Below are 17223 nucleotides of genomic sequence, written 5' to 3' on the forward strand. Positions count from 1 at the left end.
TCGACGATGGCGAGTCCTCGGCTTCGCCGTCCGACGAACTCCAGGGAGGAACGGATGAGCAAAGTCGTCATTTGCGGCGGGGGCGTGATCGGCTTATGCGCAGCCGCGATGCTTGGTCGCGACGGCCACCGCGTCACAGTCCTGGAGGCTGATCCGGCAGATCGACCCACGGCGTCCGCCATTGGATGGGAATCGTGGGAGCGCCCGGGAGTTGCCCAATTCAGGCAACCTCACAACCTCACTGCGCGGTTTCGGATGATCAGCGATCAGGAACTGCCTGGCTTGACGGATGAGTTGCTTGGCGCCGGCTGCGTTTGGGTGGACTATCTCGACAGTCGCTCGCTTCCCCCGACCCTGACAGACAAGGCACCGCGTCGCGGTGATGAGGCCTTGCGTTTCGTCACGGGGCGGAGACCGATCGTTGAATGGGCCGTCGCCGCCATGGCGCAAGCCGCACCCAACGTGACCGTCCGCCGTGGCATCAAGGTTCGCGAATTGATCACGGGCGCAGCGGCTGTCGGTGCTGTGCCGCACGTGACCGGGGTCCGCACCACATCGGGCGAACAGATTCGCGCTGATCTCGTCATAGACGCCATGGGGCGGCGAAGCCCGGCCTGCGAATGGATTCCCGGCGCGGGAGGCCGCGCTCCGATCGAGGAAGCCGAAGACAGCAACTTCGCCTATTTTACCAGATATTTTTCCGGGCCTCAGCGCCCGCGCAGGATGGGACGCGCGCTCACGCCGATGGGCTTGTTCTCGATCCTGACCCTGGACGGGGACAACGACACCTGGTCGGTCACCTTGTATACCTCGTCAAGGAACAAGGCGATGCGTGCCTTGCGCGATCCAGCCACGTTCCATCGTGTGGTTTCGGCATGCCCGCGGCAAGCCCATTGGCTGGACGGAGAGCCGATCACATCAGTCCTTCTGATGGCAGGAGTCATCGATCGTTACCGGCGGTTTGTCGTCGATGGCCAGCCGGTGATCACGGGATACGCCGCGGTCGGTGATGCCTGGGCGTGTACCAACCCGTCCGCCGGACGCGGCCTGAGCGTCGGTCTTCTGCACGCACAGGTGCTCCGCGACGTCGCTCGTCGTCACGTCAACGATCCCGTAGCGTTCTGCCTGGAATACGACGCCGAGACCGAGCGTCGGGTCGGTCCGTTTTATCGAAACCAGATCGCAGCGGATCGGGCGCGGATCGCCGAGATGAACGCGCTGGAAGCGGGCCTGCCGATGCCGGCACCCAACCCGGTCATGGCAAAGCTTCTCCTTGCCTCATCCGAGGACGCCGACGTGCTCCGTGGCATGATCGAAATCGCGCTGTGCGTTGCGCTGCCTCAGGAGGTCATGGCCAGACCGCGCATCGCCGCAAAACTCGCTGCAATGGAGGGCTATTCGCTCCCGCCGGACCCGAACATCATCGACCGTGATCGGATGGCGGCGCTGCTGGACGGCTGATCCCTGCGACGAAATCGCGATCATGTTGGCCGAGCGTTTGTTGCGTCCGGCATTGTTCTCTCGTGAGACCAGGCCAGACCGGCAACGCGGCGAAATCCAATCGCTTCCCAGAACCGCGCCGCGGTCTGATTGCCGGCATGTACGGTCAGGGTCGAAACGCTGCCAGAGGCGTTCTGCAACAGCGCAGTGGCAATGGCTTTGGCAACATTGCGCCGCCTGAACGCGCGATGCACGTAGAACCGTCGCATTCGCCACGTCGGTTGTCCCGCCAGGGCAGGTTCGTCGGTCATTGCGCCGATCCCGGCGAGTCTGTTGTCGAGATAGCAGGCGTAGATTGCATGAAAAACGGCAGGGGTTTCTGTCTATTCCGTGGCCAGCCGGGTCATGTGCCGATGGCTATCCGCGATTGCGTCCGCCTCCAGGTCGGCGAAGCCGGTCGGCAATTGATCAGCCACTCGTTCAAGTGAAATGTCCGCCACTTTTGGAGTCCCATGAGACGCCGTTAGAGCCGCATCCGACCTAAAGCGCGATGACAATTTAACCGAATCTCATCGCGCCTTAGAGTTCAACTTCAATTCGCTCCTCGTCGTCTCCGAGTGGTTCAAACCGGCTCTTGAGAGCGTCGAAGGTGTGTCGGACGATATGCAGGCCTCCGTCGAGATACAAGTTGCGCCGCTCGACACGTCGCCAGGCTTCGTCGTCCGGACACTCTAAACGATAGAGCCGCGCGCTGGCCCCCAAGGCCACAGCGGTCGCTCTGGTCTGACTCCGCTGGGTTCGCGACCAGAAGCCGAGATCGAGCACCACGTCGAGCCCAAGCTCGACGCATCTTGTCCAGTGCGTCTCAATCAACTTGGAGACACGGTCGTGGAAATCCGCAAACCGATCAACGGCAGGATCGCCGCCATAGAGACGCGCCATCCATTCGTCGTGACTGAAGCGGATGGCGGGCAACTTTCGCTCCAGCCTCCGCGCGAAGGTTGTTTTCCCGGCACCGATGTATCCGTGGATCAGGTGAGCGGTTGGCATATTGCTGTTCCGAGGGGCCGGCTTATTCAGATGCGGGCGGATGAAATTATGGCTGAATGACAATCTACTCAAGGTAGCAAAAAAGAAGCGAGCACGCTAGGTTGCGGCGCTCGATAGGCGGATTTTCTCCCTTTGCTGGCTTTCTACCCTACGGGCGCTATGTCGCTGACAGGCGCTTTGGCCAAGGAATCCCTCATGAGCCGAACTATGCATATACCCACGGGAATCTTCGATAGCTCGCGCTATGGATTCGCGCAGGTTGCCACTGTCCCCACACCATTCGACGTGGTCGTGCATCTGTCCGGCCAGGTTGCTTGGGACGCGGATCAGAACGTCATTGGTGCCGGCGATATCGCAAAGGTGACGGGAATGGTTTGATGGGACAGCGCCGTCTGCCGGTTGCACCACTGCCATGATGCCACCATACCACTGTTTTGCCCGACGGAGCAAGGCCGGTTTCGTATAAATCGAAATATCGCAACGCCGCTGACGCGTCGGCTACTGTGCATGGGGTTGTTTTCGAGATCTGCGCCGTCGGGCCCCGAAATCCCGGGCCGAACCCTGACCGGTCTCAGCTATCCACCTTCAGCGCGGCAATGAAAGCTTCCTGCGGAATGTCGACCTTGCCGAACTGCCGCATCTTCTTCTTGCCTTCCTTCTGCTTCTCCAGAAGCTTGCGCTTGCGCGTGATGTCGCCGCCGTAGCACTTCGCGGTGACGTCCTTGCGCAGCGCGCGCACGGTCTCGCGCGCGATCACCTTGCCGCCGATCGCCGCCTGGATCGGGATCTGGAACATGTGCGGCGGGATCAGCTCCTTCATCTTCTCGACCATGGCGCGGCCGCGCCCCTCCGCGCGGGTGCGGTGGACCAGCATCGAGAGCGCGTCGACCGGCTCGCCGTTGACCAGGATCTGCATCTTGACGAGATCGGCCGGCTTGTAATCGGTGAGATGATAGTCGAACGAGGCGTAGCCCTTCGACACCGACTTCAGCCGGTCGTAGAAGTCGAACACGACCTCGTTGAGCGGCAGATCGTATTTCACCATGGCGCGGGAGCCGACATAGGTCAGCTCCTTCTGCGCGCCGCGGCGGTCCTGGCACAGCTTCAGCACGCTGCCGAGATATTCGTCGGGGGTCATGATCGTCGCTTCGATCCAGGGCTCCTGGATCTCCTCGATCTTCACGACGTCGGGCATGTCGACGGGATTGTGGATCTCGAGCTCGGTGCCGTCGGTCAGCTTCATCTTGTAGATGACGCTCGGCGCGGTCGCGATCAGATTGAGGTCGAACTCGCGCGACAGCCGCTCCTGGATGATCTCGAGGTGGAGCAGGCCGAGGAAGCCGCAGCGGAAGCCGAAGCCGAGCGCGGCCGAGGTCTCCATCTCGAAGGAGAAGCTGGCGTCGTTCAGCCGCAGCTTGCCCATCGCGGCGCGCAGCGTCTCGAAGTCGTCGGCGTCGACCGGGAACAGGCCGCAGAACACGACGGGGATCGCCGGCTTGAAGCCCGGCAGCATCTCGGTGACGGGCTTGCGGTCGTCGGTGATGGTGTCGCCGACGCGGGTGTCTGCGACTTCCTTGATCGCGGCGGTGATGAAACCGATCTCGCCGGGGCCGAGCTCGTCGACCTGCTGCATCTTCGGCGTGAAGAAGCCGACGCGCTCGACGTCGTAGGCCGCGCCCGTTCCCATCATGCGGACGCGCTGGCCCTTCTTCATCGTGCCGTCGACGATGCGCACCAGAACGACGACGCCGAGATAGACGTCGTACCAGCTGTCGACCAGCAGCGCCTTCAACGTCGCATCGCGATCGCCCTTCGGCGGCGGCAGGCGGGTGACGATGGCTTCCAGCACATCGGGGATGCCGAGGCCGGTCTTGGCCGAGATCATCACCGCGTCCGACGCATCGATGCCGATGACGTCCTCGATCTGCTGCTTGACCTTCTCGGGCTCGGCCGCGGGAAGGTCGACCTTGTTCAGGACCGGAACGATCTCGTGATTGTTGTCGAGCGCCTGGTAGACGTTGGCGAGGGTCTGCGCCTCGACGCCCTGGCTGGCGTCCACCACCAGCAGGGAACCTTCGCACGCCGCCAGCGACCGCGACACCTCGTAGGCGAAGTCGACATGGCCGGGCGTGTCCATCAGGTTGAAGATGTAATCCTTGCCGTCCTTGGCGCGGTAGGCAAGGCGCACGGTCTGCGCCTTGATGGTGATGCCGCGCTCGCGCTCGATGTCCATGGAATCGAGCACCTGCTCCTTGCCCGCCATTTCGCGGTCGGAGAGGCCGCCGGTCATCTGGATCAGGCGGTCGGCCAGCGTCGATTTGCCATGGTCGATATGGGCGACGATGGAGAAATTGCGGATGTTGGAAATGGGGACGGTCGTCATGGGCGCGGGATACCACTCACATCCCCGTGCGGCAACCATATTGCTGTATTTTCAGGGCGTTTCTTCACGCCAAGCTGATTCCACCATGGTCCAAAACGCGCTACGCAAGCGCCCATGTCCACCACCTCGATCCCCTCCGCCCGACCGCGCGTAAAAGCCCGGGTCAGCTTTGACCGCTTCCGGGCCTGGCTGGTTGCCTACGCGATCGCCCCCTCCGCCCGGCTCTGGCTGGTGATCCAGCTGGCCATCCTCCATGCGGTGATCTGGACCTTCATCCTGATCAATCTCAAGGCAGCGCAGGACGTTCACATGGACGTCGCAGAAGCCTGGGGCTGGGGCCAGAAATTCCTGTGGGGCTATGGCAAGCATCCGCCGCTGTCGGGCTGGATCGCCGGGCTCTGGTTCAAGGTCTTTCCCGCGACGGACTGGGCGACCTATGCGCTGGCGATGGCGACCGTCAGCGTCGGCATGGTGATCTGCTGGCTGGTGAGCTTGCGTGTGGTCGATCCGCGCCGCGCCTTCCTGGTCGTGGTGATGGTCGCGCTCTACCCGATCTTCAATTTCAAGGGTTTCAAGTACAACCCCGATCTTTTGCAGCTGGTGACGCTGCCGCTCGTCGTGCACGCTTATCTCAACGCGTTCGAGAAGCGGAGCTGGCAGTCCGGAGTCTGGCTCGGGCTCGCCGGCGCGCTGGCGCTGATGACCAAATACTGGGTGCTGACCATGATCGGCGCCATCGGCCTTGCCGCGCTGATCCATCCGGAACGGATGCGGTTCCTGCTGTCGCCGGCGCCCTGGGTCGCGATCGCGACGATGGCCGTTGCGATGATCCCGCACATCATCTGGCTGGCGGATTCGCATTTCGTGCCGCTGACCTATGCCGGCGATACCTACAGCATCGAGGACGCCGGTCTCGTGCATCAGCTCGTGCTCGGTTACGTCCTGCACAATGCCGCGCTGCTGGCTCTCCCCGTCACGCTCGCCGCACTTGCGATGGCGCTGGTACCGCCATGGTGGACCCTGCTGTTGCGCGCACCCTTGCGCATCGTCACGCGGGCTTGGGCGCGCGGCGTCAATCCCGGCGTCGATGTTTCCCAGGCGCGCAATATCTGGATCATCCAGATCATCGTCGCGGTCGGCCCGCCGCTCGGCGCGCTCGCCTTCAGCATCTATATGAAGACCGACTGGGGCATCTCGCTGTTCTTCCTGGTGCCCTTGGCGCTGGTCGCGATTCCTGCGCTGCGGGTGCAGAGCGCCGTGCTGTTCAACATCGTAGCGATCTGGCTCGTGCTCAGCGTCGCGACGCTCGTCGCTTCGCCCTGGATCGCTGCGCGCGAGATGGCGGCGAACAAGGACAACACGGCGACCTACGGCGCGCGCTCCGAGCTCGCGCGCGAGCTGACGCAAGCCTGGCATTCCCGCTTCGCCTCGCGCTGGGCGGTCGTCGCCGGCACGATGGAGTCGATCCAGCCGATGGTGTTCTACAGCCCCGACCATCCGGTCGCGTTCATCCCGAACGAGGCCTGGAGCTCCGGACTGTCGTCACTCGACGACGTCAAGAGATACGGCTTCATCGGCGTGTTCGATCCGACCGACGGCCGCCTGCCCGCGTTCGAGAAATGGGTGTCGGAGATCGCGCCGAACGCCGAGCGGATCGTGATGACCACGCGCCGATTCACCCATGGCAAGGCGGGCCCGGCGATGACGTGGAACATCTACATTGCCCCGCCGGCGAAGTGATCGCGACGCCTAAACGCCCTCCTCGTTGAATTTGCTTTCAACGAGTTCGGTGATTGCCGCAAGCGCAGCTTCCGCATCAGTGCCGGCTGCCGCGACCGTGATCGTGGTCCCCGGTCCTGCGGCAAGCATCATCAGGCCCATGATCGAGGTGCCGCCGACGGTCTCGCCGCCGCGCGTCACCCACACCTGCGCGTTGAAGCGCTCCACCGCCTGGACGAATTTCGCCGAGGCGCGGGCGTGCAGGCCGCGCTTGTTGATGATCAGGAGCTCTTTGGAGATCGCGCCGGCGGGCGCGCCCGCCCCGGCTTGTGGCGCGTCGTCGCTCATTTGCCGGCGAGCACGCGGCTGGCGATGGTGACGTATTTACGGCCGGCTTCCTGAGCCATCGCGATCGCGTCCGGCAGCGGGCGCTCCTCACGTACCTTGGCGAGCTTCACCAGCATGGGCAGGTTGATACCCGCGAGCACTTCGACCTTGGGCCGGCTCATGCAGGAAATCGCAAGGTTCGACGGCGTGCCGCCGAACATGTCGGTGAGGATCGCAACACCGTCGCCTGAATCGACGCGGTTAACCGCCTCGATGATGTCGCTTCGGCAGAGATCGGAATCGTCTTCAGCGCCGATCGTAATCGCTTCGATTTGCTTTTGTGGACCCATCACATGCTCAAGCGCCGCCTTGAATTCGTCGGCAAGGCGCCCGTGGGTCACAAGTACTAGACCAATCATCGGAAAACTCCCGCGGGCGCTTTTGGTGCGCCGCACGAACGCGCCACTTTGACCATCCAGAGCCCCCGCGCAAGAGGGGATGTTGCGTATCTCCCTGAATCTAGACGGATGGATGAGGGGAGCTGCGCCGGTCTACTCGGTCGCGAGTGTGGGGTTCATATGGTTACCATTTCCCTTCAAACAATCGGCTGAAGCGTTAGTCGAAGGTTAACTCTTGGTAGTAGTCAAGGCCGCAACAACCAAGGGAAGGGGCGAATAGCCGCGGCCAACAGGGATTCGCGGTATTTCGACACCGAAAATTGTGGTTTTCAGCGATTCCGGCGGCGGCAGTCGCTCGGCGTCTTCGGCGTCCAGATCGACCACAAGGCCGACCGTCGCATGCTCCACGAAGTCGCAGCAGCGGATTCCGAGCCCGCGAATCTCGATCAGGCCAGCCAGGACAGGGACGGGGCGCACTTCAATTTCCTGGCCAACTGTCGCCAGATGGACACGGTCGTCGCCGACCAGGACGGAGCTTTCGACCACCCCCGAACGGCCCGCCATGATCAAATCGAAGGCAAGGCGCGATTTGCCGGCGCCGGACGGCCCGCGGATCAGCACCGCCGACGACCCGACCTTGACCGCGGAGGCGTGAACGCTCGGCCCGCCGTTGTTCAACCTGCCTTCGTTCAACCTGCCTTCGTTCAGACTGCCTTGGCTCATAGCGCCGGCAGCCTCACCACGAAGCGCGCGCCGGCAACCGTCGGTGCGCCGTCTTCGTCGGCGGGGCCAGCGCGGTTCTCGGCCCAGATCCGCCCGCCATGGGCGTCGACGATCTGCTTGGAGATCGAGAGGCCGAGGCCGGAATTCTGGCCGAAGCCCTGGTGCGGCCGGTCGGTGTAGAAGCGCTCGAAGATGCGCTCCAGCGCGTCGTCGCGGATGCCGGGGCCGTCGTCGTCGACCACGATCTCGATTTCGCCGCGGACCCGGCGGCAGGTCAGGCGCACCTTGCTGCCGGCTTCCGAAAAGGATTGCGCATTGGAGAGCAGGTTGGAGATCACCTGACCGAGCCGCGAATCATGGCCGCTGACAGCGAACGTATCGGTCGGGCTGCGGCCCTCGAAGCGTGCCTCGACGGCGACGTCGTGGCCGAGTTTTGTTTCATTGGCAACCGCTACCAGCGTGCCGAGCAGCCGCTTGAGATCGACCGGGATCGCATCCTGGCGCTGCAATTCGGCATCGAGCCGGCTTGCGTCGGAGATGTCAGAGATCAGCCGGTCGAGCCGCTTGACGTCGTGCTCGATCACTTCGAGCAGGCGGGCGCGGCTGTTCTCATTGCGCGCCAGCGGCATGGTCTCGACCGCCGAGCGCAGCGAGGTCAGCGGGTTCTTCAGTTCATGAGCGACGTCAGCGGCGAACATCTCGATCGCCTCGATCCGCTTGTAGAGCGCGTTGGTCATGTCGCGCAGCGCGCCGGAGAGGTGGCCGATCTCGTCGCGGCGGCGCGTGAAGTCGGGAATCTCGACGCGGGTCTTGATGCGGCGGCGGACGCGTTCGGCACTGTCTGCGAGCCGGCGCACCGGGCCCGCGATCGTGCTCGCCAGCAGCAGCGACAGCATGATCATCACCGCCGCGGCGACACCGCCGACCTTGAGGATCGCGAGGCGCTCGGCCGTGACCATCTGATCGATTTCATCGCCCTGGGTCGATAGCATCAGCGCGCCATGAATGGCGCGCGAGCGCTGCACCGGGACGGCAACCGAGACGATCACCTCGCCGCGCGAATTGACCCGCACCATCGAGCGCTTCTGGCCCTGGAGCGCACCGGCGACTTCGACATAGCCATTGCCGTTTTCGCGCCCGAGCTCGCGATAGAGCGGCAAGTCGCCGCGGTTCAGCCAGGTGCGCACCGCGGCCTTGACGCGCTCGATCACGCCTGGTTTTTCCGACAGGGGCGGCAGCGGAAAGCCCCGAACGACATCGAGATCGCGGCTGTCGAGCAGCACGCTTCCGTTGGGATCGAAGATCCGCGCGCGGGTCTTGGTTGGCGAGATCAGCGTGCTCAACACCGGCGCCACGCGCTCGGGGTTGATCGGAAAATCCAGCGAATCATCCACTCCGCCGTAGCTCTCGCCCAGCTTCAGGTCGAGCAGCCGCTCGGGATCGACGGTGATCGCATTGGTCTGCACCGTTGCGGATGCCCCGATGGCGCCAGCGATGATCTCGGCTTGCACCAGGAGGCTCTGCGCGCGGGCGTCGATCAGGCCGGCGCGGAACTGCGACAAATACAGGATGCTTGCGACCAGCGCGACGAGGCCGGCAAGGTTGAGCGAGACGATGCGGCGGGTCAGGCTCGAGAACGACAGTGCGAAGAAGAACTGTCCGGCGCGCTTGAGCCAGTTCAGCGGCCCCCAGCCTCTTGCAACCGGCTTGTCCTCATGGTCCGAGGCGCCGTGGGATGCAATGTCCTCGGCGTTCGAACTCTGATCAGGCTGCGTTCGGTCAAGCAATGCTTACGCCCGCGTTAGGACAGCTCGTTGCGACGGTCCCGCATCCTAGAGCAAGCCCGGTCCCGATGGAATCAGAACCAGGCTTGAGCTCTTTGTGAAGGCGCGTAGCGCCTCAGGCTTCCTTGAAGCGGTAGCCGACGCCGTAGAGCGTCTCGATCATCTCGAAATCGTTGTCGACCACCTTGAACTTCTTGCGCAGCCGCTTGATGTGGCTGTCGATGGTGCGGTCGTCGACATAGACCTGGTCGTCATAGGCGGCGTCCATCAGCGCGTTGCGGCTCTTGACCACGCCGGGCCGGGTCGCCAGCGCCTGCAGAATCAGGAATTCGGTGACGGTCAGCGTGACCGGCTCGTTCTTCCAGGTGCAGGTATGGCGTTCCGGATCCATGCGCAGCAGGCCGCGGTCGAGCGCCTTGGCGTCGTTCTCCTTCGGCGCGACGGTCGGATCCTTCGGCGCCGAGCGGCGCAGCACCGCCTTGACGCGCTCGACCAGCAGGCGCTGCGAGAACGGTTTGCGGATGAAATCGTCCGCGCCCATCTTGAGGCCGAACAGCTCGTCGATCTCCTCGTCCTTGGAGGTCAGGAAGATCACCGGCAGGTCGGACTTTTGCCTGAGGCGGCGCAGCGTCTCCATGCCGTCCATGCGCGGCATCTTGATGTCGAGGATGGCGAGATCAGGCTGGGTGGTGCGGAAGCCGTCCAGCGCCGAGGCGCCGTCGGTGTAGGTCATGATGCGATAGCCTTCGGCTTCCAGCGCGATCGAGACGGATGTGAGAATGTTGCGGTCGTCGTCGACCAAAGCGATTGTGGGCATGAGCCTCTGCTTTCTGCTTTCCGTTTGGGTCGTGGCTTAAACGGCGAGCAATCCAGTGATGCGCCGCATACATGGGTGCCGAATTGGCATTCGAACCTTGTCACCGAGCAATGCAAGCTGGGCTGAAGTGTGACCAAGTTCCACGAAACACGGCGGATTCGCCGCATATCGACCCATAACCGGGCTCGGGTTTACCCGAAAAAAGGCCCGCCTTGCAACCACCTGAGCCGAGAAAGCCTATGCAACCGACCCCTGATTTTGTTCCCCAACAGCTCGCCAAATCGCTGCTGAGGCGCTCGCGGCAGGGCGCGCTCGCAACCCTCATGGCTGGCAGCGGCGATCCCTATTGTTCCCTGGTCAATCTGGCGAGCCACCCCGACGGCTCGCCGATCCTGCTGATCTCTCGATTGGCGGTCCACACCAGGAATATCCTCGCCGACAACAGGGTCTCCCTGATGCTGGACGAGCGCGCCTCCGGCGATCCGCTGGAAGGCGCCCGGATCATGCTGTCGGGCCGCGCCGAGCGGGCTGAGAATGAGAAGGATTTGCTCCAGCGGCGGTATCTCAGTGCCCATCCGGCGGCAGAAGCCTTTGTCTCATTTAAGGATTTTTCGTTCTTCCGGATCATCCCTTCGGGAACCCATCTGGTCGCCGGGTTTGGCCGGATTATCGATCTCAAACCCGAGCAGTTCCTCACGGACCTCGCCGGCGCCGAGGACCTGCTGGCGGCGGAGGCGGGCGCTGTCGAGCATATGAATGCCGACCACCGCGAGGCCCTGGGCCTTTATGCAACGAAGCTGCTGGGCGCGGCCGAGGGGGATTGGCGCTGCACCGGCTGCGACCCTGAGGGCCTCGACATGCAGGACGGCCAGACCGCGTTGCGGCTCGATTTTCCGGAGCGGGTCACTGATGGCACGGCGCTGCGCAAGATGCTGGTCCGCCTGGCGGGCGAAGCGCGCGCCAAGGTGGGCCAAAAAGCGGACTAGCTGCGACACATTTTGAACGTCGCCTCCCAACGCTGCGACCCAAGATCGTGATCGGTCCGAGGTTGGCAGCGAGGGTTCATGGTAAGTCGTCGTTTGGCATTGGTCGCGGGCCTCGCGCTTGCGATCGCCGCATCCCATGCCACGCCCGGCCTCGCCCAGACGGGCAGTCTGGCCGCGCAGAGCGCGCGCATCAATGCACTGAGAACCGCCGGCAAATATTCCGAAGCCTTGCCGCTGGCGCAGGCCATGGTGGCTGCGCTCGAGAAGACCAGCAATAACCGTGATCTCGCCGCCGCACTCAACAACCTCGCGCAGATCTATGCCGACCAAGGGCACGACGATCAGGCTGAGCCGATCTACAAGCGTGCCATCGCGCTGATGGAGAAGGGGACCGGCCTCGACAGCGTCGAGATTGCGCCCGTGCTGAACAATCTCGCCGCGCTCGATCAGCGACAGGGCCGCTTTGCTGACGCCGAGCCGCTGTTCAAGCGCGCACTGGCCATCCGCGAGAAGGCGCTGTCGCGCGAGCATCCCGATGTCGGCCAGTCCCTCAACAATCTCGCCACGCTCTATGTGAAGCAGGAGCACTTTGCGGAGGCCGAGCCGCTGTTCCAGCGCGCGCTCGCGATCTATCAGAAAGTCGGCGGTCCCGAGCATCCCGCGGTCGCGACGCTGCTGAACAATCTTGGCCAGCTTGATCGCGATCTCGGCCGTGATGCCGAGGCCGAGGCCCCGATCAAGCGCTCGCTCGCGATCCGCGAGAAGGTGTTGGGAGTTGATCATCCCGACGTCGCGCGGTCCCTGAACAATCTCGCCGGACTCTACGAACACCAGCAGCGCTATGCCGATGCCGAGCCGCTGTATCGCCGCGCCCGCGCCATCCGCGAGCATGCGCTCGGGCCCGATCATCCCGATGTCGCGACATCGACCAGCAATCTCGCTTATTTCCTCTATGCATCAGGGCGAATTGCGGACGCATTGCCGCTCGCGGAAAAAACCCTCGCGGGCGATCGCGCGCAGCTGCGTGTGGTGCTGCCGATCCTGTTTGCCGCGCGCCAGCAAGCCCTGCTGGCTGATGACAAGGTGCTGGACGAGGCGCTGGCCGCGATCCAGCGTGGCACGCAATCGTCCGCCGCTTCGGCCGTGAACAAGCTTGCAGTAAGGCTTGCCGCAGGCACCGACCGGCTCGCCGAGCTGGTGCGCAAGGACCAGGATCTCGCGGCCGAATCCGACGCGCTCGACAAGGCGATCATCGCGGCCGTGTCGAAATCATCGGCGCAACGCGACGTCGCCTCCGAGCAGCGCAGTCGTGTGCGGATCGCGGCGATCGCGAGCGAGCGCGCGGCGTTGCAGAAGACGCTTGCCGTCGAGTTTCCCGACTACGCCTCACTCTCCAACCCGCTGCCCCTGACGATCAAGGACGTGCAGCCGCTGCTGTCTAGCGATGAGGCGATGGTGCTCTATTCCGTCGTCGACAAGCGCGGCTATGTCATCGCCATCACGCGCGAGAGCGCGGAGTGGAAAGAGATTCCGCTTGGCGCAGACGCGCTGGCCCAGAAGGTGAGCGCGTTCCGCAGAGGTCTCGATGTCGGCAAGGCCCGCGATGGCTCCGGCAAATCAGGCTTGTTCGACCTTGCGCTCGCCAACGAGCTTTATGTCACGCTGCTCGGTCCCGTTGAGGCGCTGATCAAGGACAAACGCAGTCTGCTCATGGTGCCATCGGGCGCCCTGACCGCGCTGCCGTTTCACCTGCTCGTCACGGAGCCGCCGCAAGCTGCGATCCCGGATACGCTTGAGGGCTATCGCAGCGCGGCCTGGCTGCTGCGGCGTCACGCCGTCTCGGTGCTGCCATCGGTCGTCAGCCTGAAGTCGCTGCGGGCTTTCGCGCGCAAGGACGAGGGCGTCAAGCCGATGACCGGCTTTGGCGATCCCGTGTTCAATCCCGCCGAGGGCGCTCCTTCCGATCGGCGTGCAGCAAGCGGAAAAGTTGCCGCGCGCAATCTCGCGACATCAGCCTATACCGACTTCTGGCGTGGTGCAGGCGTCGATCGTGCGCGGCTCGCACAGGCGCTGCCGCAGCTTCCCGACACCGCAGACGAATTGGACGCCGTCGCGAAAGACGTCGGCGCGAGCGATGCCGACATCCATCTCGGCCGCGATGCCAGCGAGACGACGCTCAAGCGTGCAGCGCTTGCTCAATACGGCATCATTTACTTCGCGACCCACGGCCTCGTCGCCGGCGATATCAAGGGTGTAGGCGAGCCGTCGCTTGCGCTCTCGATTCCCGATCAGCCTTCCGAGCTCGACGACGGTCTGCTCACGGCGAGCGAGGTTGCGCAGCTCAAGCTCAATGCAGATTGGGTCGTGCTCTCGGCCTGCAACACCATCGCTGGCGACAAGCCCGGTGCCGAGGCGCTGTCTGGATTGGCGCGCGCCTTCTTCTACGCCGGCGCACGCGCGCTGCTCGTTTCGCATTGGGCCGTGGATTCAGAAGCTGCCACGCGCTTGACCACTTCGACTTTCGATCTGCTCAAAAACGAACCAGGAATCGGTCGAGCCGAAGCCCTTCGGCGCGCGATGTTAACCTATGCTGATGATCCTTCGTCGCCGCGCAATGCGTATCCCGCGATGTGGGGGCCATTCGCGCTGATTGGCGAAGGCGCGGTACGATAGAACAGCACGGCATTGTGCATCGCAAAACATTCGATAACGCCGAAAGCGGCAATTGGTTGCGCGACCATTAGTGGATTTTCGATGCGCGCGTTCAGAGCTGACATGCGCGACGTTTGGCGCGGTCCTTGAATAAACCAAATCCTGCGGGATCAGCTTGGCAACGCCAGCGTTCATCAGTATTAGGTCATCCAACCGAGGCCAGTCGGCCTATAATTCATGGTGACCGCGATGGCGCCAAGCTTGGTCGCGCAGTGTGTCGCGGGTTCTAGGAGGATTTTTCGTGCAAGAGACGGGCGTGCGCAACGGTGCCTTCGGCGCCGACAAGTTCGGCTTAGAGAATCTCAAGCAGGTTCACTGGAACCTCGGCGCGCCGCAACTCTATCAATACGCGCTCTCCGCGGGCGAGGCGGTGCTGTCCGCCGACGGTTCGCTCTGCGCTGATACCGGTGAGTTCACCGGCCGCAGCCCGAAGGACAAGTTCACGGTGCGTGACGCCACCACCGACAAGAAGATGTGGTGGGCCGGCAATCAGTCGATTACATCTGAGCAGTTCGAGACGCTGTATCAGGACTTCCTCAAGCATGCCGAAGGCAAGCGCCTGTTCGCGCAGGACCTCTATGGCGGCGCCGATCCGGCCTACCGCATCAAGACGCGCGTCTTCACCGAGCTCGCCTGGCACTCGCTGTTCATCCGCACGCTGCTGATCCGCCCCGAGGCGATCGAGCTGCCGACCTTCGTGCCGGAGCTCACCATCATCGACATGCCGAGCTTCCGCGCCGACCCCAAACGTCATGGCTGCCGCTCGGAGAACGTCGTCGCCATCGACTTCGCCCGCAAGATCGTCCTGATCGGCGGGTCTTATTATGCCGGCGAGATGAAGAAGTCGGTCTTCACCACGCTGAACTATTATCTGCCCGAGCGCGGCGTGATGCCGATGCACTGTTCGGCCAATGTCGGCCCCAAGGGCGACACTGCGATCTTCTTCGGTCTGTCGGGCACTGGCAAGACCACACTCTCGGCCGATCCGAACCGCACCCTGATCGGTGACGACGAGCACGGCTGGGGCCCGAACGGCGTCTTCAATTTCGAAGGCGGCTGCTACGCCAAGTGCATCAAGCTCTCGAAGGAAGCCGAGCCGCAGATCCACGCGGCGTCGACCCGCTTCGGCGCTGTGCTCGAGAACTGCGTGCTCGACGAAGACACCCGCGTGGTCGATTTCGACGACGGCTCCAAGACCGAGAACACGCGTTCGGCCTATCCGCTCGACTTCATCCCGAATGCGTCGCGTACCGGCCGCGCGCCGCAGCCCAAGAACGTGGTGATGCTCGCCGCCGACGCTTTCGGCGTGTTGCCGCCGATCGCAAAACTCTCGCCGGCGCAGGCGATGTATCACTTCCTCTCCGGCTATACCGCCAAGGTCGCCGGCACCGAGCGCGGCCTCGGCAACGAGCCGCAGCCGGAATTCTCGACCTGCTTCGGCTCGCCGTTCCTGCCGCTCGACCCGTCCGTCTACGGCAACATGCTGCGTGATCTCATCGCCCAGCACAATGTCGACTGCTGGCTGGTCAACACCGGCTGGACCGGCGGCAAGTACGGCACCGGTTCGCGCATGCCGATCAAGGTGACGCGCGCACTGCTGACTGCCGCGCTCGACGGCTCGCTTCGCAACGTCGAATTCCGCACCGACAAATATTTCGGCTTCGCGGTCCCGACCGCGCTGCCGGGCGTGCCCAGCGAGATCCTCAACCCGGTCAACACCTGGAAGGACAAGGACGAGTTCGACAAGACCGCCCGTGCGCTGGTCGGCATGTTCCAGAAGAACTTTGCCAAGTTCGAAGCCCAGGTGGATGCAGAGGTGCGTGCAGCTGCTCCGGATGTGAAGCTGGCGGCGGAGTAAGCTCTCAGCGTTTGAAGTGCAAAGGGGCGGCCGCGAGGCCGCCCTTTTGTTTTGTGTACGCTCTCTCCATTCGTCATTGCGAGCGCAGCGAAGCAATCCAGAATTCCTCCGCGGAGATAGTCTGTATTGCTTCGTCGCAAGAGCTCCTCGCAATGACGGAGTCTGCGGAAACAGCTACGCCTTGAAATACGCGATCTGCGTCGTGGTCGCGAGCAGCCGTCCGTTCGGCGACCACAGCTCGGCGTTCTGGTCGGCGTAGCTCTTGTGCATGATCTTCGAATCGGCCGTCGCCAGCACGCGCGTGATGTCCTCAGCCGCGAGCTCCTCGCTGTCGGTGTGGAAATAGGTCGTCAGCGACACCGTGCCGAACGGCACCAGCTCGCGCCTGGCGTGGAAGATGCGGCCGAAGAAGGCGTCCGACATCGACGTCAGCGACAGCATGTCGAGCTTGCGCGGTCTGCGATCGCTGATCCAGATTTTCGAGTAGGTGCTGGCGAGCTCGGCCTGCGGCGGGCCGAGCCGCATCTCGCCCTCGACGAAACGAAATTCGTACTGGTTGGCCCAGGATGCCTGGATCTTCGGGAAGGGCAGCGTCTGCTCGAACGGCCTTGCGTCAGGGTATTGCGCCACCCTGTGCTCCCAGGACGGCCGGCGCTCGGCGAATACGGCAGTGGCGAGCGTTGCGACCTCGCCGCCGCCCTGCGACAGCTCGACGCTCCAGTGCTGGCTGGAGCGGTTGGCCTTCACCAGGCGGATGTCGAGATCGAACGGGCCCTTGGCGATCGGCGCGCAGTAATTGACGGTCAGCGCCAGCGGATCGCCTGCGGCTTGCGGATGCTCGATCAGGGCGCGCAGGATGGTTGCAGCGGTGGCGCCGCCGAACGGACCGACAAAGGCCCAATAGTCGTCGCTGGTGTGCCCTTGCCAGCTCGAGTCGCCCGCGGTGATGCGGGTGGCGTCGTCGAAGGGGTGTGGAAGTTTGGCGTGCATTGGTGGTCCTCGATGCCGACTCCCTCGTCATTGCGA

The 17223-nt window shown here is 63.6% G+C and carries 15 protein-coding genes; 6 read left to right on the forward strand and 9 right to left on the reverse strand.

All coding sequences use genetic code 11. The features are described 5' to 3' along the window. The first annotated feature begins 54 nt into the window (after positions 1-54). Positions 55-1461, forward strand: a complete 1407-nt coding sequence (locus tag XH98_RS30170) for an FAD-dependent oxidoreductase (protein ID WP_271620764.1) — start codon at positions 55-57, stop codon at positions 1459-1461. A 20-nt stretch (positions 1462-1481) separates the two neighbouring features. Here the strand turns inward: XH98_RS30170 and XH98_RS30175 are convergent, their stop codons facing one another. Both XH98_RS30175 and XH98_RS30180 read right to left on the reverse strand, forming a co-directional pair. Then, the gene (locus tag XH98_RS30175; protein WP_271620799.1) at positions 1482-1796 is read right to left on the reverse strand and encodes a GNAT family N-acetyltransferase; all 315 of its coding nucleotides are present in this window, start codon (positions 1794-1796) and stop codon (positions 1482-1484) included. A gap of 223 nt (positions 1797-2019) precedes the next feature. Next, positions 2020-2562 (reverse strand): AAA family ATPase, encoded by a 543-nt coding sequence (locus XH98_RS30180; protein WP_442868649.1) that lies wholly within the window; start codon positions 2560-2562, stop codon positions 2020-2022. 123 nt (positions 2563-2685) lie between these two features. Between XH98_RS30180 and XH98_RS30185 the strand changes: the two genes are divergently transcribed. Further along, a complete protein-coding gene (locus tag XH98_RS30185) occupies positions 2686-2868 on the forward strand; it encodes a hypothetical protein (RefSeq protein ID WP_271620766.1) in 183 nt (60 codons plus the stop codon). A 193-nt stretch (positions 2869-3061) separates the two neighbouring features. Here XH98_RS30185 and lepA read toward each other — a convergent pair whose 3' ends face one another. Continuing rightward, complete coding sequence (gene lepA, locus XH98_RS30190) at positions 3062-4873, reverse strand: translation elongation factor 4 (RefSeq protein ID WP_271603499.1); 1812 nt, start codon at positions 4871-4873, stop codon at positions 3062-3064. Positions 4874-4987: 114 nt separating this feature from the next. Here lepA and XH98_RS30195 point away from each other — a divergent pair, with 114 nt between their 5' ends. After that, the gene (locus XH98_RS30195; RefSeq protein WP_271603500.1) at positions 4988-6613 is read left to right on the forward strand and encodes a glycosyltransferase family 39 protein; all 1626 of its coding nucleotides are present in this window, start codon (positions 4988-4990) and stop codon (positions 6611-6613) included. A gap of 9 nt (positions 6614-6622) precedes the next feature. Here the strand turns inward: XH98_RS30195 and XH98_RS30200 are convergent, their stop codons facing one another. From XH98_RS30200 to XH98_RS30220, 5 genes are all read right to left on the reverse strand, one after another. Continuing rightward, positions 6623-6940, reverse strand: a complete 318-nt coding sequence (locus XH98_RS30200) for an HPr family phosphocarrier protein (protein ID WP_057744504.1) — start codon at positions 6938-6940, stop codon at positions 6623-6625. Beyond that, complete coding sequence (locus XH98_RS30205) at positions 6937-7338, reverse strand: PTS sugar transporter subunit IIA (protein WP_007597752.1); 402 nt, start codon at positions 7336-7338, stop codon at positions 6937-6939. Before XH98_RS30205 ends, XH98_RS30200 begins: the two co-directional genes overlap by 4 nt. 207 nt (positions 7339-7545) lie before the next feature. Further along, positions 7546-8010: an HPr kinase/phosphorylase gene (locus tag XH98_RS30210; RefSeq protein WP_271620767.1), complete on the reverse strand. Its 465-nt coding sequence runs from the start codon at positions 8008-8010 to the stop codon at positions 7546-7548. Between the two features lie 26 nt (positions 8011-8036). Next, positions 8037-9827, reverse strand: a complete 1791-nt coding sequence (locus XH98_RS30215) for a sensor histidine kinase (protein ID WP_271603502.1) — start codon at positions 9825-9827, stop codon at positions 8037-8039. 112 nt (positions 9828-9939) lie between these two features. Further along, entirely contained in the window at positions 9940-10641 is a 702-nt protein-coding gene (locus XH98_RS30220; RefSeq protein WP_027535781.1) for a response regulator transcription factor, read from the reverse strand. A 239-nt stretch (positions 10642-10880) separates the two neighbouring features. Between XH98_RS30220 and XH98_RS30225 the strand changes: the two genes are divergently transcribed. The 3 genes from XH98_RS30225 (at position 10881) to XH98_RS30235 (ending at position 16197) form a co-directional block, all read left to right on the forward strand. Further along, positions 10881-11627, forward strand: coding sequence for a HugZ family pyridoxamine 5'-phosphate oxidase (locus XH98_RS30225; RefSeq protein ID WP_271620768.1), 747 nt, complete (start codon positions 10881-10883; stop codon positions 11625-11627). Between the two features lie 78 nt (positions 11628-11705). Further along, a complete protein-coding gene (locus XH98_RS30230) occupies positions 11706-14300 on the forward strand; it encodes a CHAT domain-containing tetratricopeptide repeat protein (protein ID WP_271620769.1) in 2595 nt (864 codons plus the stop codon). Between the two features lie 280 nt (positions 14301-14580). Next, on the forward strand, positions 14581-16197 hold the full coding sequence (locus XH98_RS30235; protein ID WP_271620770.1) for a phosphoenolpyruvate carboxykinase: 1617 nt from the start codon (positions 14581-14583) through the stop codon (positions 16195-16197). A gap of 174 nt (positions 16198-16371) precedes the next feature. On the opposite strand, the gene XH98_RS30240 is transcribed toward XH98_RS30235, so the two are convergent. Next, on the reverse strand, positions 16372-17187 hold the full coding sequence (locus tag XH98_RS30240; protein WP_271620771.1) for an acyl-CoA thioesterase: 816 nt from the start codon (positions 17185-17187) through the stop codon (positions 16372-16374). Between the last annotated feature and the right edge of the window lie 36 nt (positions 17188-17223).

The organism is Bradyrhizobium sp. CCBAU 51745 (assembly GCF_028128715.1).
In the GTDB taxonomy this organism is placed as follows: Bacteria; Pseudomonadota; Alphaproteobacteria; order Rhizobiales; family Xanthobacteraceae; genus Bradyrhizobium; species Bradyrhizobium manausense.

Excerpts from the sequence above, each read along its gene's own strand:
- XH98_RS30195 (WP_271603500.1), top strand. The coding sequence starts at position 4,988 with ATGTCCACCACCTCGATCCCCTCCGCCCGACCGCGCGTAAAAGCCCGG.
- XH98_RS30230 (WP_271620769.1), top strand. The coding sequence starts at position 11,706 with ATGGTAAGTCGTCGTTTGGCATTGGTCGCGGGCCTCGCGCTTGCGATC.
- XH98_RS30205 (WP_007597752.1), bottom strand. The coding sequence starts at position 7,338 with ATGATTGGTCTAGTACTTGTGACCCACGGGCGCCTTGCCGACGAATTC.
- XH98_RS30200 (WP_057744504.1), bottom strand. The coding sequence starts at position 6,940 with ATGAGCGACGACGCGCCACAAGCCGGGGCGGGCGCGCCCGCCGGCGCG.
- XH98_RS30170 (WP_271620764.1), top strand. The coding sequence starts at position 55 with ATGAGCAAAGTCGTCATTTGCGGCGGGGGCGTGATCGGCTTATGCGCA.
- XH98_RS30240 (WP_271620771.1), bottom strand. The coding sequence starts at position 17,187 with ATGCACGCCAAACTTCCACACCCCTTCGACGACGCCACCCGCATCACC.
- lepA (WP_271603499.1), bottom strand. The coding sequence starts at position 4,873 with ATGACGACCGTCCCCATTTCCAACATCCGCAATTTCTCCATCGTCGCC.
- XH98_RS30185 (WP_271620766.1), top strand. The coding sequence starts at position 2,686 with ATGAGCCGAACTATGCATATACCCACGGGAATCTTCGATAGCTCGCGC.
- XH98_RS30225 (WP_271620768.1), top strand. The coding sequence starts at position 10,881 with ATGCAACCGACCCCTGATTTTGTTCCCCAACAGCTCGCCAAATCGCTG.
- XH98_RS30220 (WP_027535781.1), bottom strand. The coding sequence starts at position 10,641 with ATGCCCACAATCGCTTTGGTCGACGACGACCGCAACATTCTCACATCC.